Source organism: Imperialibacter sp. (assembly GCF_040222385.1).
In the GTDB taxonomy this organism is placed as follows: Bacteria; Bacteroidota; Bacteroidia; order Cytophagales; family Cyclobacteriaceae; genus Imperialibacter.
On record NZ_JAVKDF010000057.1, the window covers coordinates 47,569 to 67,361 of the forward strand.

Consider the following 19,793-nt stretch of genomic DNA (forward strand, 5'->3'; position numbering starts at 1 on the left):
CAAAGGTATTTCATTTTTTTAACCCAATCGAATTTTAATCAAGTTGGCCAATAATTTAAGGCTTTCATCGAGATAGACGTCCTTTGGTTCCTTTCTATCTGTGCCAGCTTCTTTCACCTCTGAGTCGTTTATCTGAGTACTTAGGTCTCTGATAGATTCTCTGGCTGCTCTCACATCATCTATTTCAGCCTTTCTTATAGTGTAGTTCAGAGAAATTTCATTTTTTGAGCGTGCTTTTTTTGCTTCTTCTATGTCATACTGTAGCTCTTTGAACTCTGCATTGTTCTGCAAGTCAAGCGAATAAATGCGTGTTAGCTGCTCTATAAGTTTGCTGTCAATTTTATTTACCGGAGTAAAACTGGAGCTTCTGATTTGATCCCAGGGCAATGCACTTGGCTGCGAGCTTTCACCAAAACTATCCGCATCATATGCAGACGGGAATTCGATGTCAGGCTTTACTCCAAGGTGCTGTGTGCTACTCCCGTTGACTCTATAATATTTGGACAACGTAAGTTTTACCTGCCCCAGTTTGGCAGTTTCCTGCGGCAAAAACTGATCAAGATCAACAAGCTGTTGCACGGTGCCTTTGCCAAAAGAGTTTTCACCAATGACTATACCTCTTTTATAGTCCTGAATAGCCCCTGCAAAAATTTCGCTGGCTGAAGCACTAAATCTGTTAACCAAAATTGCCAGGGGCCCGTTGTAGGCTATCTCGCTGTCCTTGTCAGTTCCTACGTCAATTGATCCGTCAGCATTCTTTACCTGCACTACAGGCCCCTTAGAGATAAAAAGACCAGACAAATTAATGGCCTCCTGGAGCGAACCTCCACCATTGAACCTCAGATCCATCATCACGCCGTCTACACCATCGGCTTCCAACTCCGCAAGAAGTCTTTTTACATCCCTGGTAGCACTCTTATAATCCTTCTCCCCTTTTTGAGCACCTTCCCAGTCAAAGTAAAAAGACGGAAGGGTAATCACGCCAAGCTTATAGGTCGTTCCGCCTTCGGTATAGGGCACTATCTTTTTTGAAGCTGTTTCCTCCTCAAGTTTTACCTTATCCCTTACAAGGCGCAACTCTACAGGTAAAGAGCCATCAGGTGCATCGTGAGGAACGATTTTTAAGCGAACAACTGTCCCTTTTGGCCCTCTGATCAGCTGAACAACATCATCAAGTCGCCAGCCGATTACATCAACAAAGTCTTCTTTGTCGCCCTGGGCCACTGCCACAATTTTATCGTCTTTGTAAATCTGCTTACTCTTATAAGCCGGTCCGCCAGGAATTACCTCATACACCTGCGTATTGTCCATTTGCTGCGTCAGTCTTGCTCCAATACCCTCCAGAGATTGCGCCATGTCAATCTGAAAGTTCTCGGATGTGATCGGCGAAAAATAGTTGGTATGTGGGTCAAAGGCCTCTGTAAATGAATTCATGAACATTTGAAAAGCATCTTCGCTATTGTACTGTTCAATCATTTTGTGATAGCGTGCATAGCGGCTTGCCAGCGTGGTCTTGATATCTTTCCACTCCTTACCTTCAAGCTTCAACCCCAGTGCCTGGTACTTGATGGTTTTTCTCCACAGTTCGTCCAACTCGTCAAACGACTTAGCCCATGGCTCCTTTTCCCGGTCTGGCGTAAACATCTCATCTGAGTTGAAGTCAGGCTCGGTCTCCAATATCTTATTCACCTTGCTGATTCGATCCAGGGCTCTTTCCTGATACAGCCTGAACATTTGAAATGGCACATCGATATTTCCGGTAAGCAAGTAGTTGTCGAAATAGTCCTTGTAGCGCTTGAAATATTCAATATCGGACGCAACGAAGTACATCCGGTTGTTGTCCAGGTTAGTGATATAATTGTTAAATATCACATTAGAGAGAGAGTCATTCAGAGGTGTTTTTCTGTAATGATTCTGAAGAAGTAGACGAGTGATCAGGAGTGCCTCTTTGCCGTGTTCAGCATTTGGCACTATCAGCTTCGTTGTGTCAGCAATAACTTCGGCTTTTCCGGCTGAAGCTTGAATACCAGTGCCCAACAGCACAAACAAAAGGGCGACCCATAAGAATGATGCTTTATTCATAATTTTGTTTTGTCAATAATAATGTATCCAACGAAAATTAGGCCAGAATGATCTCTAGAAAAGAAATATTTCCATGACCGGAAAACAGTTTTGGCAAATTGGTTTCTCTATTCGGCATAGTTCGACTTAAGAATTCCTGAAAAGTATTATTTAAAAACAAAAAAAGCAGGTTTCCCTGCTTTAAATATCATTGTTTGTTTGTGACGGCTAATACCTCACCACTTTGCCACTGCTATTTTGGTCGGCAATTAGTCTGTCAGGCGTTCCTTTGTATGTCACTCTGCCGCTACTACTAACGTCTGCCATTAGCTCCCTGCTTACCGACACATTTACCTTTCCGCTGCTGCTGACATCAGCTCTCACCTTTTCACTTTCCAGATCAAACCCATCGTAGTAACCTGAGCTGCTCCCATCTATTTCCTGAAATGTGGCCCGGCCACGGAGTGTCACCCGGCCACTGCTCGACACATCTACCTCAAGATCACTGCAATTTACCACCAACGACATTCTGCCTGAGCTACTGGCATCGGCATAAAAAGAAGTCGCATTAATAGTTTCTTCGGCAGTGACTCTGGCTGACGAGCCCACTGACACCCCTTCAAGCTCCCGATAGGTCAACCTGATTTTTATACTGCCCCTCCAGTTTCTGTTCCATCCATCAAGATGTATCTTCAGCTTGCTACCCGATACTTCAGTCAGAATATCTTCAAGATCAACCTCGTCAGAAGTAATTTCCGCCCTTTCCTCACTACCCTTAACCAACTCGACCTCAATAGATTGAGAGACAGACAGCTGGCTGAAGGCCGGTAACCTTCTGGTTTCCTTCATCTGGGCATTTACCTGAAAAGAAATGAGCCCGACAAAAAGTAGTATAATAAGATGTTTCATGTGTGCAGTATAGTTTCGTTAATTAGTGCTTTGGTGAAAGACTGAAATTTAGAAAAGGGGTTGCAATTGTTTGAAAATCTTTTCGTTTCGATGAGGAAAGAAATTAGACCGGCTAATTGATGATGAGATTTTGCGTGTTGTCCGTTGTTTTTCTGGTGGCAGGGAGTTTGTCGGCCCAGAGTCCTGTGGGAAACAACAGTAGGGTATTAGAAGTAAGCCCCGAGCTTTCGGTACAAAGAGTAATCCCCAACAATCAAGGTGAATATGAGCTTTCATCCGGCGAAAAATATTTTACCTCGCTAGTGGTTAAAATATCAGGTTCCGATTCTTTCGAAACTTCTTCTATAGCCGCCGAAGGGAATTCTTATCCCCTTGAGGTTGATGAGCACACAGACTTAGATGGAGAACTTCAGAGTCTTCCTGTCATCTTCGACCTACCCGGACAAAATGCCAGATTGCGACTACCCAACGTAACTGAACCATTTTCAGTTTATTATATTAGTGCAGGTGAGCTGCCATCTTCTGCCCGCACAGCCGGTGAGCTCAAACCGTTGATCACAACACCAGGTAGCTGTGAAGAGCCCGAAACTATCGATCAATCTGAATGGAGAAAAGGGCTTTCCGCACCGTCTTATTCGAGGAGCTACACAGAAACAGAACATCTCATTGTCCATCACTCCGCTACCTCCAATTCGCTTACAGACTATTACAATGTGGTTCGAAACATCTATATCTACCATACGCAAGTAAACGGCTGGTCCGACATTGGTTATAACTATTTGGTGGCACCTGACGGTACCATTTTTAAGGGAAGAGATCCGGCTGATGGTGAGCAAGACCTTGTGCTTGGGGCTCATTTTTGTGGAAAAAACTCCTCCACCATGGGCGTTTGCATGATGGGCGACTACAGTACCACAGAGCCGAAGGAAGAGGCTATTTCTTCGCTGGAAGCACTACTCACATGGAAAGCATCAAAAGACATATTGGATGTACTGGGGAGCACGCCACATCCGCTCAACGGTGATCTAAATACTATTGCGGGACACAGACAGGGCTGCGCCACACAATGCCCTGGCGACAAGGTATTTGAAAAACTAGAAACAATACGGCAGGATGTCTTTGCAAATTTGCAGGCTTGTAGTGATCCGCTGGTGGTAAGCACCGTTACGTTTTATCCAAACCCAAGTGAAGGAGATGTGCTCATTGAACTACCCAAGGAAACGGAGCTTGAAGCTGTTGACTTGGTAACATTGAGCGGACAAAAACAGTCCATTGGACTAATCAACGAGGGCCTTAATGGGTACCGTGCAGTGACCTCTTTTCTTCAACCCGGAGTTTACGTGATGATGTTCAAACTAAAAAATGAACTCCCTCAATACAAAAAAATAATTCTTCGATAAGCGCTTACGTTATCAATGCGCTTTTACCTCAGCCAATTCAAGCACCTGAGCAAGATAAAACTGCCTGAAGTACAACTCCCTTGACTCCTCGTCCAGAAAAGCGTCTTTTGCCTTATTAAAATGTCTTACTTCCTTTGTTTTTAGCAATTTGAGAAGTCCTTCCGAAATTTTGTTATCTAATAGCATGGCAATAATAATTATAGGTCTTTACTTTTCAGGAAAGCAACATTAGCTCTTAACGTTACTACCCCCCATTTTTGTTACTTTTTTTCTGGCTAAATCTAGTCAGGTGAAGAAGCCTACTTGCGCAAAGCAGCGCTGCGTGTAGTAACCTTCCTCTACTTATTGTCAACAAAAAGGCGGTTTACCCCCATGCTGTTTTAAAAAAAGAATGACTTCATTGATTTTTTTTGATGACGACCTGCGCACTGGACACGCTACTCATGCCGAAGTAGCCGAGTATTACTCCCTCATCATCATTCAGGTATTTTAAGTTTCCCCTGACCAGCGATGGTGGCGTGCTGGTAGACTTCCCGAGGCCAATTGCCTGTGTGTTAAGGTTTTTAAGGTATTCAAAGGCAGCTGCGTCAATTGTATATTGACTAACAGTGACAGTGTCGTCTATCTGGAATAACAGGCTTGATAGCTCAAAACCGAATTTTTTTCCATTGAAAAATCGGTCAGTAATGAGAATCAAGTCTTCGGCTCCGCTGAACGAAATTCCGTTCTCCGCTACTTTCCAACGGTAGTAGTCATTTTCAGTCGCAGGATCCGACACGAAACCAGTCACCAAATAGCCCGAAGTAAATGATAAAGTTTCGGGCACAAAAATGTTCGGTACGAACGTATAGGTAAGTGTGTCTATTGGCGGAGCTGGTTTAAAAGAGTTTTCGTTTGAAACAATGATGTTATCCTCCCATTCCACCACAAGTTTGTAGTTCACGCCAGGCACACCCACAAACTCTGCTGAATCTGTTAGATACTCGCCGGGTTTTTCCGGATTTTCAGTCAAAAAATAGTTGACCCCCTTCGAATTGATGTAAACCTTTGCGTTGGATATTCTTGGGTTTGTCTCAGGCGAATCAAAGGGTAAAGTCTGAGAAAGGCTAACACGGTAAGGGCCTGGTTGATCGGTAATCCATCCTTCAACAACCAGGTAAGTGCTGCCGGAAGGCAAATCGATCGAGATAGGGTCTTCGCATGCCAGTAGCACAAAAGAGCTTAAAATAATAGCTAGCAGGGCTGATCTACGCATCCGTCAGAATTTGAAATTATAGGAAACTGATGGAATGATTGTGCCCAACACAGAATACCTGATGGTTTCTGTTTGGCTTGGGTCTAGAGCGCTTTGCCTGAAAAGGTAAGAATAGGCGTTCCGCCGGGCGTATACATTGTAGATGGAAAACGTCCAGCTGCTTTTAAACTTTCTTTCAAGACTTTTTCTGCTCACGTAAGTTGTCGACAGATCCAGCCTATGGTAGTCGGAAAGCCTGCCCTGATTACGTTTTGAGAAATTTGGCACTATCACACCATCATAAACGTATTTTGCGTCTGGCAGGGTTACGGGGCGCCCTGTGCTGAAATTAAACGTAGCAGAGAAGCTCCATTGTCTGCCTTCGTCATAAATACTCACCACTGAAACGTCATGCGTTCTGTCATAATCGCTGGGGAAAAAATCTCCATCATTTAGTGTTTCTTCCACTGTTGCTCCCTTTATCTGTGTCTCCGCTCTCGCCAGGGTATAACTTATCCAGCCCCGAAGCACCCCCTCAGGCTTTCTAACAAGAAGCTCAGTGCCATAAGCCCTGCCAATACCAGCAAGGACCTCTGTTTCAATAGTTTCATTTAATAGTAAGTCGGCCCCATTCTTAAATGCTATTGTATTTGACAGCAACTTAAAATATGCTTCAAGAGAGAGTTCCAGATTTCCATTAAACATATCTCTGTAGTAGCCTAGGGTCCATTGATTCGACACTTGCGGCTTAATATACCTGTCACTGAGTTTCCATATGTCGGTAGGCGCAGGCGAGATACTATTAGTAATTCTGTGGATGTATTGATAGTTTTTGTTGTAACTGGCCTTAAGCATCGAGGCTTTGCTTAATTTATAGCTTGCAACGAGTCTGGGCTCAAACCCTTCATAAAAGTCGATAATTTGACCAAATTTATACTGCACGGTGTCGACAATCGACGTTCTGCTTTTTGGTAACCCGTTTACATAAATATAGTCATTTGACGGGCCCAGGTAGTAAAAACGAGACCACCTTGCTCCTGCCACAGTTTCAATCCTTCTGCTCCACTTCTTCTCCCAACTGCCATACAGGGCTGGCTCTACAGCATGCTCCGAACTCAGCTTTATTTCCACCACCGAAGCGTCTTCAGTAAGCGGTATCCTGTCTCCAGGATTGAGCCTGTGGATAATAGACGAATAGCCAAAATTATAGGTATTGTCAGGGTTTGAATAAAAATTGAAATCGGACTTAAAAGTGTAGTTGAAAATGTAAGACGTTCCTATAAAATTGGAAATTTCGGAAGGGTCTTCCGTTTTATAACTGTACTCGCTCAGCGTGAACGTATGATTGCTGAATAGACGATTTCCAAAAATATGATTCCACCGGGCGATCAGCGCACTATTGCCCCAGGTTCGTTGAAATGTTTCTCCAACCTTGTTACGGTCTTTGCCAACATAGCCCGATAGATAAACCTTATTTTTGGAGTTCAAGTCGTAGTTGAGTTTCATATTGAAGTCGGCAAAGTTGAGGGTACTCCTCCTTACATTGTTGTCGCCCAGTTCATAATTGATATTAAACAATGAAGACCGTACCGATGCCAGGAATGAGCTTTTTCCTTTTACAAGTGGCCCTTCCGCTACCAACCTACCTGACAAAAGCCCAAGTCCTCCTGAAAAAGCAAATCGTTCCTTGTTGCCCTCTCTCTGTCTCACACTCACCACTGAAGACGTTCTGCCACCGTAGGACGCCGGTATATCACCTTTATATATTTCTATGTCGTTGATCGCCTCAGGGTTGAAAACGCCCACTAGTCCAAAAAAATGAGATGTATTGAAAATGACGGCTTCATCCAGCAGTATCAGGTTATTGTCGGCCGATCCGCCCCTTACATTAATACCAGTGGCGTCCTCCCCAACGTTTCTGATGCCTGGCAGCAGCAATGCCCCCTGCAGCACATCTACTTCGCTGAGAAAGTAGGGAATCTTGCCAAAGATGTTTCGGCTTATCTTGTGATAACCAGTGTTTTTAGCTGTCAGCAAAACGTCAAAGTCCTTTGGAGACACGACCAATTCGGGCAAATTGGCCTCTGCCGACTCAAGAGAAAAGTTTTCTTCTGTCGACTCTGCCAAAGTCAACCTGGTCTCGATTGACTTATAGCCTACAAATGAGACACGAATATCGTAAACTCCCTTAGGCAATGAGAGCGAGAAAAAACCGTAGGAGTTGGTAGAAGACCCAGTTTTAAGAGAATCAATCCAGATTGTGGCACCAATCAGGGCCTCGCCAGTGCTGGCCTCTCGCACCTGGCCTTTCATGGTTACGTTGTCATTTTTTAGCGGAGCCTTATTTTTGACGGCTATTAGCAAGATTAGGTTGCCTTCAAACTGATACTTCAGATTTTCAGCAAGCACTATCTTGTCGAGCAAATCATCCAGCAAAATAGTGCTTCCATTGACTTTGATCTTCTTGTCGAATGGAATCGACTGATCAATGTAGGAGGGTTTGAAAGAGGTTTGGTCAGCTATCAGGCGCAAAGCTTGCCTGACAGAAAGGCTAGCTTCGCCGTCAGGCATTCTCACAACCACGTCAGTGTGACTCTGAGCGACTAATGCTGAGCTTGCCGACAGCAAGCAAATGTGAAAGATAAAACAGACTCTTAAAAACGTTGGCATACTCCCGAAAGCGACCTCTAAATAAAGACATGTTTCGTCTATAAAAGGTAACTATAGGAGTAATAAATAAAAAAAGAGGTTGGAAGTTCCCTGGTCTAATTTTCGCAGGGCTCCGCAAGAATTACATATGAATCACCTTTTTGCTCCACAGATCCATTCAGTAGCCTAGCTATCACGTTCAGACTTTCCTGAAGGCTGAGGTTATCAAGGGTTACACTTACCTTGCACGCCTTCAATGCTTCATTGCCCAGTGTGATTTTAGCCTGGTAGTGATCTTGTACTTGTTTCAGTACTTTATCCAGTGGCCGATTAGAAAAAGTCATCATGCCTGTTTTCCAGGAAAGAAAATTCATGTCGGTTATATCGGATCTCCTAATGACGTTATCTTTCATTAGTACGTCCACCTGTTGATTTTTTTGGAGCATAAGAACCTTTTCCAGAGCTGAGGCTTCCACAGTTCCAGCAATCACAGCAAGCCTGACCCCTTCCTTCGTGTTTTTCAGATTAAACTCTGTACCCAACACTTTAGCCGTCATACCGTTCGACTCCACAACAAAAGGATGCTCAGCATCGTGAGTTACTTTAAAATAAGCTTCCCCCTTCAACTTGATATTTCTGGGCTCATCCTCAGAATAAGATATCTGGCTATTGGCGTTGAGCCAAACTGAAGAGCCATCAGGTAGCGTAGTCTCCTTTACCTTCTCATTGGCATTAACTACGGCGGTTTCGGAAAAAGCCTGACTAGTGACAGTCGATTGAAACACAAAATAGCTGCCAACGATGAGAGCAAGACTTGCAGCAGCCCAGTAGAAGTACCTCAAAGCAAACTCCTTCTTTTCCACACTAAGTCTGCTCTTTACTTTACCCCATGCACATTCCACATCAGGGCAATAGTCCGAGGTGTCGAGGGATGCATGCTCCCATACCTTAATCGTCTCTTGAAGCTCGACTGATTGATGAACATCAACGTTCTTCTCAGCTTCAGAAGCACCTTTTGCTTTACCGTTAAAATATTCGACTAAGTCTCGTTGCATTATAATCAGGTGTATTCAATTAGATGTCAAGGATTTTCATCCTAACCCCCAAGCTATCTACAAAAAGTTTTCGATTAAGGCTAGCAAAATTACTCCCAGCTTATCAACGTACGGCTTCAGGCTTACTCTGAGTTTTTTGAGCGCTATGCTCATTTGATTCTCTACCGTCTTTACAGACAGTTCCAGCTTTTCGGCAATTTCCTGATAGGTAAGCCCTTCTTCCCTGCTGAGCACAAAAATAACTTTGCATCGGTCGGGCAATAAATCAATAGCCTTCTGGACGATTGAATATAGCTCATTGTACTCAATTTGAGTTGGATCTGACAGGTCAGCCTTTTCACTTAAATTATCCACATCCTCCTTTTTCAACTCCTTGGGCAGTTGCAATTTGAGGTAGTTGATTGACCTGTTGCGAACGGATGCTACGAGATAGGCTTTAACAGAATAGCTAATATTGATCTCTTCACGCCGCTCCCAAAAGTTCACGAAAACTTCCTGAACCACTTCTTCTGCCACTTCATTATTGCGGGTCAGTTTCAGCGCATACCGGCACAATTCCGTGTAATGCTGTTTGAAGAGTACTTCTAGTGAGGATAAGTTATCAGGAAGCAGTTGGCTCAATTTTAAAATCTATAAAACTCTACAAAGACAGCCGAAATTAATGATTGGTGTGGAATACCAAAAAAGGAAAGCCCCGTAAAACGAGGCATTTCCTTAACAACCAACCAAACCTAATGTTTATTAGTTCAACGAAGACTTTTTTGAAATATTGAGTCCTCATTTCTATTTTAACAACCTTGAGTTTAAAGACCCTAACTACCCCCAACTGGTTGTAGAGTGCTCAGCAAATAATTGGAGAGCACGTAGTAGCCTAAGTTAGTGCTGGTGGACGTTCTTCCGCTTGTCGTAAGCAAATAAACCATGTCGTATTCAGGCAATACAAACATATAGTGATCTTCGTCGCTGAGCGCATAAAAGGTTCTGTTCTCAGGAAAATAGACCGACCATGAGCTGTCATCAGAAAACCTCCACCATAAATACCCCATGTCCGAAAAGCTGGAAATTCGATGCTGAGTACTTGTCGACTCTTCTACCCAGCTGGCACTCACAATTCGTTGGCCGAGCCAGCTTCCATTGTTGAGCATAAGGTCTCCAATTTTTAACAAATCGAGCGGTTTTATGGCGAGCCCAAGTGAAAGGTCGCTCAACCCAACGTCATCTTTTCTCACCGTCCAATCGTTGATCTGCAGAGGTTTAAGTAGCCACTGATTGACAATCTCGTCGACGGAAATGCCGGTTGCAGACTCCAGCGCCTCAAGTATAATAAGGCTGCCCGCCGAATTCTGAGAAAACCTTTGACCCGGAATGCTCTCCATTGGTTTTTTAAGCAGAAACTCCACAGCACTTGGAGCCGTCTTTATCACATTCACATCATTGGACGAGGAGTTGACTCCTGACAGCGTTTCGTTCCACGAAAGCCCCGATTTCATTGTGAGAATATCCTTGAACCTGATTCTCTTTTTTAGTTGGTCAGCTTCGAAATACGACTGGCGTTCGGGCAAATATTTGTAAACAGAGTCCTCAACACTTTTAATAAAACCGCCGTCAATAGCAATACCTACCAGCAGAGAAACAATGATGTTACCCATACTTCCTATGCCCTGAAGCGAGTCTCTTGTGTAGAAACCATAGTAGTCTTCAAAAACCACCTTGTTGTCCTTCAAAACGAGCATACTGCCAATACCACCAAGGCGACCCGCATCAAAAAGGCTGTCTAATGCCAAAAGCAAAGGCTCATCGAAACCAGACACCCTTGGATCTTCGTAATCCCATGGTGAGTCATCGGGCCGTACGTCATCATTCCATTTGCAGCTCTGAGGAAGGAGCATGAAGACGGCGGCAATAAGAAGGTGGATTCGACGCATCAAAATAGTCCTATTTTAATCATGACATTCAATGTGAGTCCTGAGAAGTCATCATCGGATATTTCTGGGATATCCAATCCTTTGACCAATCGATAGCCTACCTCGCCATGCAAAATGGCAAAAGGAAGAAATTTGTAGTCGCAGCCAGCAGATGGCTGCACAAATAGCGCATAGTCTTCGAACATGTTATAGAAATTGTCCCGCCGTTCCCAAAACACCTTCCCCTGCCCCACTCTTGCATCAAATGTAAACTGAAAAGGCTTTTCCAAAGTTGTTTTGTATCCGGTCCACAAGCCTACATGGCTGTATTTCATACTGAATTCATTAGGGAAAATCAGTCTTTGATTGTAGTCTCCCATATAAACAGATCCGTAAGCTCCAACATGGTAGTGACCGTAGAACAAAAAGCCCAAACCACCGCCCAGATTAACACCGTTTGCCTGCCGGAGGTAGGCGGGTTCAACGTAGCCCGCAACCCAAACACCATATTTCCTTTCCGGTTTATTGATTTGCTTCGTTTGCAGTTTGACAGAATCAACAGCAAGCGAATCAACAGCCTGCGATAGTGCCTGCCATGTCGCTGCCATCATTATCAAAACAAAAAAGCCGATTTTCATAGTTTAGAAAACATGGTGACTCTGTTAACCCCTTATTCATCTTTCTCTAAGGTACTCAATTCAATGCTCAATGCCTTTGTAGATATTTGCGTCTCGTAAAATGAAAGCCCAAGAGAAACCAAAAGCAGAACGAGGCTAGCGACAAATAAGTAGTTTCCGAGTTGGCCATTGTGGAGGTATAAGAACAGAATCGAAAGCACACAACCCAGGAAGCTTAAAATACCGAACGCCTGCATGTTTCTGATGAGCAGAAGCCGCAAACGTAAGTTCTTAATTTGCTCCCGGATGGGCACGTTGTTTTCGCCGTGAGAATCAGCTTGTCTTTTGTGGAGCCCTCTGATCAGGCTGGCAATCGCTAAAAACCGGTTGGTATACGCCAGAAGCAACAAAGTGATGGCTGGAAACAACAATGCCGGAGTGCTTAGTTCTAGTTGCATATCACAAATTTACCCTGTCAATTTCTTGCCTTTGCCATTGAAAATTTCTCCCGATCAATTGCTGAATTTTGGTTAAGCTAACAAAAGATTTTGCAACTACCTTATCAAACGGAGCAGTTTCAATATTGAGTATTCGGCTGATCTCATCTCCAAGTAAATACTCCATAAGAGCGGAAACAGGTAAATTAACAGAGTTATTTCGCATTTCAACTTCTATATGCCTTCTAAGTGCGGTTGCTAGTTCAGTCCCCTCAACAGATTTAGCAAAGTGCCTTTTCACTATGTGCTTTTCCAGCGCCAACGCCTCCTTTGCACTACCCTTTAGTAGTTGTCTTTCAATCCCCAGCCACTGCCCTATCAGGTTCCAGTATTGTAAAAAGTCCTTACTTTCTGCGCCCTTTACGTCGACACCCAACTTTCGTAGCCCACGCAACACTATTAACGAGAACGCTAAGTTTGTTCCAGCCATGTCTTCCTGGTTAATTGGAAGTCCCCAACTGGCCTGCCAAAAAGGTTGATTCTTTATGTAATACCTGGTCAGTGCATGCATAAGCCTTACTTTGAGAATACTCCTGAAGCCCCTTCCATGGGCATCAAATGCTCCAGGCTCAGACACATCAATCACAAAGGAGCCGGTTTCGACTAGCCGCTTGCCCGGGGCTTCCCTAAGCCGTTTGGAGTGATACAAAACTTTAGCGCCGTTGGCGGCGGCATAGCAGTACGGAAGCGAATAGAGTCCCAGGCAGAGCAGAATCAGAGGTTGATGTTTGGAGAAAAATTCCTGAGCACTCTTTAAGTGCTTCGGCAGGCTATTTTGAGGTAGCGCCTCATTTTGATTGATGAAATTTATCAGCTCTTTGGGCCAGGTATCATCGGGCTGCTGGCTATTAAGAGAGAAGTTCTTCCATTTGCCCGACCCCCAAAGCTCAGGCATATCTCGTTGAATGACTTCAACAACAGCGTCGGCGGGAGGATCACCAGTGAGCCTAAATTTTTCTAAATCCATAAAAAAAGCATGCAGTTAACGGTATAACCCTGCATGCTTCCTATTAGTTAACTAAAGATCAAAAAGATTTTAACACTTTACATGAAGATCCATTCTTCACGAACGTATACTTTGCATTCTCGTATTTATAAAATTTCACACCCATCAGGAGAAATACGCCCACTTTTTCGGGAAGTCCTTTTGGGGGTACTATTGAAAGCTGGGCGGTAATCGGCTGGATAGCTATTTTTAAATCGGGAAACATGTTGCTTTCAAATGAATCGGTTAAGCCGTGGTGATCAGGATTGCACGGCCTGTAAGAAGCTTCCTCCTCATCGAAATAAAAATCTGAAATAGAGACCAACTTTGCTGTTAGTTTGAAATGAGTAGCTTCTGCCGGGAAGGAGATATTGCTTTGAGGGACAAAACCTGGGAAGTGGAGGATTACATGTCCCCGACCCTGCCCCGGATGGACAAAGTATTTCGGATAGAAAGTAGTGCCAAAAGGGAACTCCGGGTTGAATTCAAAGCCTTCTACCTGCTTGCCATATTTACTCGGCGTCAAGGGGCGTCGACCAGTCGGGCCATCAACACCTTTTACCAAGCCTCTGAATTTAGCTGTCAATTTTCCAGAGGAATAAGTTTCGCATATATCACCCAGATCGCCGGTCATAGTCATGCGCATGGTTCTGGCCATCATGCTGGCCACACCGAATTCCTTTTGATTGTTCCTAAGTTCCTGGTATGACTCTTTACTTTTGATGTCGCTGGCAGAAGGGCCTCCCTTTCTTGCTATGATTGTCCTTTCAACGCCACTTATCTTATATACTCTCCAATCTTTTGGGTTGTCAATTGCACTTTTCCTTAGCTCGAGGTTTTCATTCATCTTTTTGGTTGGTTACACAATTCTACACTGATTCCTAATACCTATAATGTAAATACCGCAAAATATTACTTTTCGAATAATCCGCTAACCAGGCCAGTCAGCTACCGATTGGAAATATTATCAAAAAAATAGCACACAAGCAAAGTTTGGTTAAAAAATATGATTCGCAATATGTAATAAAGCCAGTAGTCAACAAATTAACATGAATTATTTACCGTTTATTAAACTTGCATTCATCCAATACCCCTAGATTTACTCACCTCCTATTTAATTTAAAGTATTACTTTAAGTGTGAGCGTTATTCACTTTATTGATATTTTCAACAAAGATGTAACTTACTCACGAAGAGAATTCTTCTATCTTTTTTCCAGTCAGCCTCATGTAAGATTTAATGCAAAATCAAACAAAAACGAATCTCCGTTCCAGGCTAAAATTATTGGTAAGTACTTTTGTAACCGGAGGGATGGAACCTTCGAAGGTCTCCTTGTCAATCAGTCTTGGCTTTCTCTGGGGCGTCTTTCCACTAGTAGGCACTTCTACGATACTTTGCACCGCCAGTTCACTGTTCTTTAAGCTAAACATGGCTATTATTCAGGCAGTTAATTACATCGTTTATCCTATACAGTTGGCCCTTCTGCTTCCGTACTTTTACATCGGAGCGCCTTTCACCGGGTTTACCATCAACGGTTCGTCCATTGACAAAATTGGGGAGTTTTCTTTTTCACTCAATAGTCTGGCAGAAATTTCCGGAGATTTGCTTTTCATTGCGGTCAATATGCTTTTGGGATGGCTGCTATTGGCCCCTCTGGCATCTTTTATCATCTATTTGGTTTCAAAGCGAGTGTTGACAAGCAGGCAAAGTAAGGTCGGCGCAGTTGGCGACAACGATCACAACTCAAAAGGCTAATCAACCCCTTATCAAATCATTGCAACAAATTTTCTATATTTAAGTATTTCCTGTTGCATCTTTGCGTCATTAAAATCACAAACTCTAAACAATGTCCGATAAGAATTCTTTAAACTCAAGCCCTAACATCTTCGGGCACTTCAAATACGATGGCCCTGCCGGCCTGGTAGTTTTTCTTGTTGCTTTGCCCCTGTGTTTAGGTATTGCGCTCGCATCTGGAGCGCCGCTCTTTTCGGGTGTTATTGCTGGAATTGTTGGAGGCTTAGTGGTAGCCTCCTTCAGTGGCTCTCAACTAGCTGTCAGTGGCCCGGCTGCCGGCCTGACAATCATCGTTCTCAACGCTATAGATGACTTAGGTTCCTTCGAGTCGTTTCTTCTTGCAGTCGTCATTGCAGGCGCTATCCAGCTCTTGCTGGGCTTTCTCAAAGCTGGTGTTATTGGTAATTTCTTCCCTTCTGCAGTAATCAAAGGAATGCTTGCTGCTATAGGGCTTATATTGATACTGAAACAAATACCCCATGCTTTCGGCTACGATTCAGATCCTGAGGGTGATATTGAATTTTTCCAACCCGACGGACAAAACACCTTTACCGAGATTTTCACTGCCCTCGAAAATTTGAGTGTGGGAGCGATTGCTATCTGCCTTATTTCGCTGGCTATCATCCTTCTCTGGGACAGACCTGGTATCAAGAAAAAGGCATTCTTCTCTATCGTACCGGCACCGTTGGTGGTAGTACTCCTGGGAATAGGCGTTAATCATCTCTTCATCAAATTTCTTCCTGACATGGCTCTCGGTCAGAGCCATCTCGTTTCGTTGCCTATTATTGGTAATCTGAGTGAGTTTGCGAACGAACTCACGTTCCCGGATTTTAGCCAGCTTGGCAACCCCGAAATCTATGTCGTGGCCATTACCCTCGCCATTATTGCAAGTTTGGAAACTTTATTGAGTCTGGAAGCCACCGACAAACTCGATCCGTACAAAAGAGTTGCCCCTCAAAATCGTGAGCTCAAAGCACAGGGCATTGGCAATATGGTCTCGGGTCTCATAGGAGGTCTGCCTATTACAGCTGTTATTGTTAGAAGCTCCGCCAACATAGATTCGGGGGCACACACAAAAATGTCAGCAATTATCCATGGTGCTTTGCTCCTTCTTAGTGTGGTTGTTATTCCACATATCCTTAACCTGATACCGCTGGCTGCCCTTGCAGCTATATTAATAATGGTTGGCTTCAAACTGGCGAAGCCATCGTTGTTCAGGTCCATGTTTCAAAAGGGAATGGGGCAGTTCCTACCATTTGTTATTACAATCACAGCGATTCTGTTGTCAGATTTACTTATTGGCATCTCTATTGGAATGGCTATCGGCTTGTTCTTTGTGATCAAGAGCAATTTCCACGAAGCGATTATTGTCACTGAAGATCACGCTAACTATCTGGTGAAATTGAACAAAGATGTTACCTTTCTCAATAAGTCGGCCCTGAGAACCACCTTGCAAAATATTCCGAAGGGAGCCTATGTGATAATTGATGGCACCAAATCAATTTTTATCGACAACGACATATCTGAAGTTATTGAGGATTTCGTTGAAACATCAGAGAATAGAAACATAACGGTTGAACTAAAGAAGTCTTCGAATAGTTACAATCACTTATTTAAGAAATAGTACAAATGAAGCCTTACGAAAAACTGTTACTTGAAAATAAAGCATGGGCACGTGAACGTGTTCAATCCGACCCTAACTACTTTAACCATCTGTCTGAAATACAATCCCCGCAGTTTCTGTGGATTGGTTGTGCCGACTCCCGGGTGCCGGCCAACGAGATCACGAACACTGAACCAGGTGAGATGTTTGTTCACAGAAACATTGCCAATATGGTGGTGCACACTGACCTCAACATGTTGAGTGTTTTGCAGTATGCGGTTGAGCACCTCAAAGTCGATCACATTATTGTGACCGGCCACTACGGCTGTGGGGGGGTAAAAGCTGCCATGACCAACCAAGATTTTGGCCTGATCAATAAATGGTTGAGAAACATAAAAGAAGTGTATCGAATTCACAAAGAGGAAATAGATCAGCTACCCAATGAGGATAAAAAAGCAGACAGACTGGTGGAGCTTAATGTGATTGAACAAGTCCATAATTTAGCCAAAACGTCGATAGTGCAACACGCCTGGAAAAAGGAGCAGCGTCCGATGCTGCATGGGTGGGTATACGGATTGAAAGATGGCATTTTGAACGAAGTATTTAGGATGGATCCAAATACTCAGCTTGATCCCATCTACATGTTTGACTTTGATGACGTGAAATAAGTGTACAGAAAGGTATCACTTCTGAGGACCAGCATGTGGATGCTGGCTTTTTTTCTACTAGCACCCTCCTTTCAGGGATGCTCAAGCCATTCCTACAATATAAAAACTGTGAAGCCGAAAGTGCATCACCGCTATTACAATCCTAAAAAGGATAAACATAAAAGCAGGGTCAGGAAGGTTAAAATGAAATCGACCTAGTCGCTATTAATTGGTGCGATTGCTGGCAGTAGGCTTACCAGGGGTGTTTGATTCGCTCTTCGCAACGGCTTTCTTTCCACTATCCTCAGTGGTTGAGATTTTAGCCACTTTCACGGTGTCGTTGTTCTTCCACTGATAAAAGGTAGCTCCTCTAAATTCTCTTATTGGCGATGTGTAGTAGGCTTTTTTTGCACTCTTCTTGGGAGAAGGTGTGGCATTTACAAACCCGACCAACATTGAGAAAGAAATAACTAAAAAAACCTTTTTCACTTCGCTTTTACTTTTATTACTCTTCGAAGGTACGCATAAACCATGGCTATTGAAAGGCTCACTACCCTTATTACTACGACCAGGGCTATATATTCGATCAACCACCTGATTGGAAAGATCAACAAAGCTGAAAAACCTTACATGAATGATATTATTTTTCTGAAGTTACCCTTCTCCACAATCTGTCTTTGATTCTGCATTTCTTTTTTTACTTTGGAACTCAAAACCGTCAACTATATGAAAAGACTTACCAACCTGATCCTTATTGCTGTTCTATTGTACAGCTGCTCTCAAAAAGTAAATGAGCCTCAGCGGGTCATTGAGCGTGGACAGACGGCAAAAAATGGGATGGTCGTTTCAGCACACCCGCTGGCATCACAAGTGGGAGCTGATATACTTAAAAAAGGTGGTAATGCTGTGGACGCTGCCATTGCAGTACAGTTTGCCTTGGCTGTTGTTTATCCAGGGGCAGGTAATATCGGAGGTGGTGGTTTTATGGTTATCCGCCGAAACGACGGTTCAGTTGATGGCTTAGACTACAGAGAAGAAGCGCCTGCGGCGGCTTCGAGAAATATGTACCTCGATGAAAACGGAGAAGTTATCGAAAACCTGAGTTGGCTGGGGCACCTGGCCTCTGGCGTGCCAGGCTCGGTAGATGGGATGGTGAAGGCGCATGAAAAATATGGCAGCCTGAGCTGGGAAGAGTTGGTGCAGCCGTCTATTGACCTGGCAGCCAACGGCTTTGCTCTTACCGAAAAAGAAGCCGGCGGACTCAATCGGGGAAAAGACAATTTTATAAAGTACAATACCGTTAGTCCGGACTTTATTTTAAAGGACGGTGAGTGGATGGCAGGCGACACCATATTTTTGAAGGATCTCGCCAAAACGCTTTCGCTCATTCGTGATAAAAAAGAGGCAGGTTTCTACGAAGGCGAAACTGCCGATCTCATCGTAGCGGAAATGCAACGTGGAAAGGGCATCATTACGCTGGAAGATCTGAAAAACTATGAAGCTGTTTGGAGAACACCGGTAACTGGCTCCTACAAGGGGCACAAGATTATTTCTATGGCGCCTCCTTCCAGCGGCGGCATCGCATTGCTGCAGCTGCTACAGTCTGTAGAGCCCTACCCAATCAGTGAATGGGGCTGGAACACAACCAAAACGGTTCATTTGATCACTGAGGCCGAAAGACGTGTGTACGCTGATCGGGCGAAATATCTTGGAGATCCTGACTACTTCGATGTGCCTATGGCCGGACTGGTAGATCCTGCTTACAACAAAAAGCGAATGTCTTCCTTCAATCCTGACAAGGCCTCTTTATCCTCAGAAGTTACCGAAGGCAACCCTGTTGCTCTTTTAGAATCGGATCAGACCACACACTTTTCGGTAGTGGATGCTGAGGGCAACGCAGTATCTGTAACCACCACACTTAATGGAGGCTTCGGGAGTAAAGTGTTTGTGGCGGGTGCTGGCTTTTTGCTCAATAATGAAATGGACGACTTTAGCGTGAAACCTGGCTACGCCAACGCCTATGGCTTGGTGGGTGGTGAAGCCAATGCGATTGAGCCGGGTAAAAGGATGCTTAGCTCAATGACCCCTTCTATTGTTGAAAAAGAAGGGCAATTAATGATGGTGGTAGGTACGCCAGGCGGGTCTACCATTATTACTTCCGTATTTCAGACAATCCTCAATGTGGTTGACCACGGCATGGGCATGCAGGAAGCTGTGACTGCCAGAAGATTTCACCATCAGTGGCTACCCGACTTGATACTCACTGAAACCGATGCACTCACGTCTGAGATTACCTCTGAACTGGATAGCATGGGCCATCACTTCAGAGATACTGGAAATATTGGCAGGGTTGACGCCATTCTCGTGTTGCCTGACGGCATGCTGGAGGGCGGCGCCGATCCAAGGGGTGATGATACCGCTGTTGGCTACTAAGTACTT

18 protein-coding genes are annotated in these 19,793 nt (G+C 44.1%); 5 read left to right on the forward strand and 13 right to left on the reverse strand.

Features of this window, described 5'->3' with window-relative positions; translation table 11 throughout:
• Positions 1–18: 18 nt before the first annotated feature.
• Positions 19–2,082, reverse strand: a complete 2,064-nt coding sequence (locus tag RIG68_RS26970) for a carboxy terminal-processing peptidase (RefSeq protein WP_350129841.1) — start codon at positions 2,080–2,082, stop codon at positions 19–21.
• Between the two features lie 207 nt (positions 2,083–2,289).
• The gene (locus RIG68_RS26975; RefSeq protein ID WP_151996894.1) at positions 2,290–2,970 is read right to left on the reverse strand and encodes a head GIN domain-containing protein; all 681 of its coding nucleotides are present in this window, start codon (positions 2,968–2,970) and stop codon (positions 2,290–2,292) included.
• Positions 2,971–3,089: 119 nt separating this feature from the next.
• Between RIG68_RS26975 and RIG68_RS26980 the strand changes: the two genes are divergently transcribed.
• Positions 3,090–4,370 (forward strand): N-acetylmuramoyl-L-alanine amidase, encoded by a 1,281-nt coding sequence (locus RIG68_RS26980; RefSeq protein ID WP_350129844.1) that lies wholly within the window; start codon positions 3,090–3,092, stop codon positions 4,368–4,370.
• 12 nt (positions 4,371–4,382) lie between these two features.
• Here RIG68_RS26980 and RIG68_RS26985 read toward each other — a convergent pair whose 3' ends face one another.
• The 10 genes from RIG68_RS26985 to RIG68_RS27030 all read right to left on the reverse strand — a co-directional run bounded on the left by RIG68_RS26985 (position 4,383) and on the right by RIG68_RS27030 (position 14,158).
• Complete coding sequence (locus RIG68_RS26985) at positions 4,383–4,556, reverse strand: hypothetical protein (RefSeq protein WP_193217756.1); 174 nt, start codon at positions 4,554–4,556, stop codon at positions 4,383–4,385.
• A 211-nt stretch (positions 4,557–4,767) separates the two neighbouring features.
• Positions 4,768–5,625: a DUF4249 domain-containing protein gene (locus RIG68_RS26990; RefSeq protein ID WP_350129847.1), complete on the reverse strand. Its 858-nt coding sequence runs from the start codon at positions 5,623–5,625 to the stop codon at positions 4,768–4,770.
• Between the two features lie 3 nt (positions 5,626–5,628).
• Positions 5,629–8,175 carry a TonB-dependent receptor gene (locus tag RIG68_RS26995; protein WP_350130049.1) on the reverse strand — a complete coding sequence of 849 codons (2,547 nt, stop codon included), beginning with the start codon at positions 8,173–8,175 and terminating at the stop codon, positions 5,629–5,631.
• A gap of 194 nt (positions 8,176–8,369) precedes the next feature.
• Positions 8,370–9,308: a FecR family protein gene (locus RIG68_RS27000; protein ID WP_350129850.1), complete on the reverse strand. Its 939-nt coding sequence runs from the start codon at positions 9,306–9,308 to the stop codon at positions 8,370–8,372.
• A 57-nt stretch (positions 9,309–9,365) separates the two neighbouring features.
• Positions 9,366–9,929 carry an RNA polymerase sigma-70 factor gene (locus RIG68_RS27005; RefSeq protein ID WP_193217758.1) on the reverse strand — a complete coding sequence of 188 codons (564 nt, stop codon included), beginning with the start codon at positions 9,927–9,929 and terminating at the stop codon, positions 9,366–9,368.
• Between the two features lie 191 nt (positions 9,930–10,120).
• Positions 10,121–11,233: a serine hydrolase domain-containing protein gene (locus tag RIG68_RS27010; protein WP_350129853.1), complete on the reverse strand. Its 1,113-nt coding sequence runs from the start codon at positions 11,231–11,233 to the stop codon at positions 10,121–10,123.
• Positions 11,233–11,850, reverse strand: a complete 618-nt coding sequence (locus RIG68_RS27015; RefSeq protein ID WP_350074033.1) for a hypothetical protein — start codon at positions 11,848–11,850, stop codon at positions 11,233–11,235. The genes RIG68_RS27010 and RIG68_RS27015 overlap by 1 nt, the downstream gene beginning before the upstream one ends.
• Before the next feature lie 32 nt (positions 11,851–11,882).
• The gene (locus tag RIG68_RS27020; protein WP_350129856.1) at positions 11,883–12,287 is read right to left on the reverse strand and encodes a DUF2721 domain-containing protein; all 405 of its coding nucleotides are present in this window, start codon (positions 12,285–12,287) and stop codon (positions 11,883–11,885) included.
• Between the two features lies 1 nt (position 12,288).
• A complete protein-coding gene (locus RIG68_RS27025; protein WP_350129859.1) occupies positions 12,289–13,293 on the reverse strand; it encodes an oxygenase MpaB family protein in 1,005 nt (334 codons plus the stop codon).
• Between the two features lie 58 nt (positions 13,294–13,351).
• Positions 13,352–14,158, reverse strand: a complete 807-nt coding sequence (locus RIG68_RS27030) for a hypothetical protein (protein ID WP_350074037.1) — start codon at positions 14,156–14,158, stop codon at positions 13,352–13,354.
• Positions 14,159–14,621: 463 nt separating this feature from the next.
• Between RIG68_RS27030 and RIG68_RS27035 the strand changes: the two genes are divergently transcribed.
• The 3 genes from RIG68_RS27035 (at position 14,622) to can (ending at position 17,375) form a co-directional block, all read left to right on the forward strand.
• A complete protein-coding gene (locus tag RIG68_RS27035; protein ID WP_193217759.1) occupies positions 14,622–15,065 on the forward strand; it encodes a DUF2062 domain-containing protein in 444 nt (147 codons plus the stop codon).
• A gap of 91 nt (positions 15,066–15,156) precedes the next feature.
• Positions 15,157–16,728, forward strand: a complete 1,572-nt coding sequence (locus RIG68_RS27040; protein ID WP_350129862.1) for a SulP family inorganic anion transporter — start codon at positions 15,157–15,159, stop codon at positions 16,726–16,728.
• A gap of 5 nt (positions 16,729–16,733) precedes the next feature.
• Complete coding sequence (can, locus tag RIG68_RS27045; protein WP_151996909.1) at positions 16,734–17,375, forward strand: carbonate dehydratase; 642 nt, start codon at positions 16,734–16,736, stop codon at positions 17,373–17,375.
• A gap of 204 nt (positions 17,376–17,579) precedes the next feature.
• Here can and RIG68_RS27050 read toward each other — a convergent pair whose 3' ends face one another.
• Positions 17,580–17,843, reverse strand: a complete 264-nt coding sequence (locus RIG68_RS27050) for a hypothetical protein (RefSeq protein WP_350129865.1) — start codon at positions 17,841–17,843, stop codon at positions 17,580–17,582.
• Between the two features lie 237 nt (positions 17,844–18,080).
• Here RIG68_RS27050 and ggt point away from each other — a divergent pair, with 237 nt between their 5' ends.
• On the forward strand, positions 18,081–19,787 hold the full coding sequence (gene ggt, locus RIG68_RS27055; protein ID WP_350129868.1) for a gamma-glutamyltransferase: 1,707 nt from the start codon (positions 18,081–18,083) through the stop codon (positions 19,785–19,787).
• Positions 19,788–19,793 lie beyond the last annotated feature (6 nt).

What these genes read in the sequence shown, in the direction of transcription:
- RIG68_RS26970 (WP_350129841.1), bottom strand. Translation starts at nt 2,082, where the DNA reads ATGAATAAAGCATCATTCTTATGGGTCGCCCTTTTGTTTGTGCTGTTG.
- RIG68_RS26975 (WP_151996894.1), bottom strand. Translation starts at nt 2,970, where the DNA reads ATGAAACATCTTATTATACTACTTTTTGTCGGGCTCATTTCTTTTCAG.
- RIG68_RS26980 (WP_350129844.1), top strand. Translation starts at nt 3,090, where the DNA reads ATGATGAGATTTTGCGTGTTGTCCGTTGTTTTTCTGGTGGCAGGGAGT.
- RIG68_RS26985 (WP_193217756.1), bottom strand. Translation starts at nt 4,556, where the DNA reads ATGCTATTAGATAACAAAATTTCGGAAGGACTTCTCAAATTGCTAAAA.
- RIG68_RS26990 (WP_350129847.1), bottom strand. Translation starts at nt 5,625, where the DNA reads ATGCGTAGATCAGCCCTGCTAGCTATTATTTTAAGCTCTTTTGTGCTA.
- RIG68_RS26995 (WP_350130049.1), bottom strand. Translation starts at nt 8,175, where the DNA reads ATGCCTGACGGCGAAGCTAGCCTTTCTGTCAGGCAAGCTTTGCGCCTG.
- RIG68_RS27000 (WP_350129850.1), bottom strand. Translation starts at nt 9,308, where the DNA reads ATGCAACGAGACTTAGTCGAATATTTTAACGGTAAAGCAAAAGGTGCT.
- RIG68_RS27010 (WP_350129853.1), bottom strand. Translation starts at nt 11,233, where the DNA reads ATGCGTCGAATCCACCTTCTTATTGCCGCCGTCTTCATGCTCCTTCCT.
- RIG68_RS27015 (WP_350074033.1), bottom strand. Translation starts at nt 11,850, where the DNA reads ATGAAAATCGGCTTTTTTGTTTTGATAATGATGGCAGCGACATGGCAG.
- RIG68_RS27020 (WP_350129856.1), bottom strand. Translation starts at nt 12,287, where the DNA reads ATGCAACTAGAACTAAGCACTCCGGCATTGTTGTTTCCAGCCATCACT.
- RIG68_RS27025 (WP_350129859.1), bottom strand. Translation starts at nt 13,293, where the DNA reads ATGGATTTAGAAAAATTTAGGCTCACTGGTGATCCTCCCGCCGACGCT.
- RIG68_RS27030 (WP_350074037.1), bottom strand. Translation starts at nt 14,158, where the DNA reads ATGAATGAAAACCTCGAGCTAAGGAAAAGTGCAATTGACAACCCAAAA.
- RIG68_RS27035 (WP_193217759.1), top strand. Translation starts at nt 14,622, where the DNA reads ATGGAACCTTCGAAGGTCTCCTTGTCAATCAGTCTTGGCTTTCTCTGG.
- RIG68_RS27040 (WP_350129862.1), top strand. Translation starts at nt 15,157, where the DNA reads ATGTCCGATAAGAATTCTTTAAACTCAAGCCCTAACATCTTCGGGCAC.
- can (WP_151996909.1), top strand. Translation starts at nt 16,734, where the DNA reads ATGAAGCCTTACGAAAAACTGTTACTTGAAAATAAAGCATGGGCACGT.
- ggt (WP_350129868.1), top strand. Translation starts at nt 18,081, where the DNA reads ATGAAAAGACTTACCAACCTGATCCTTATTGCTGTTCTATTGTACAGC.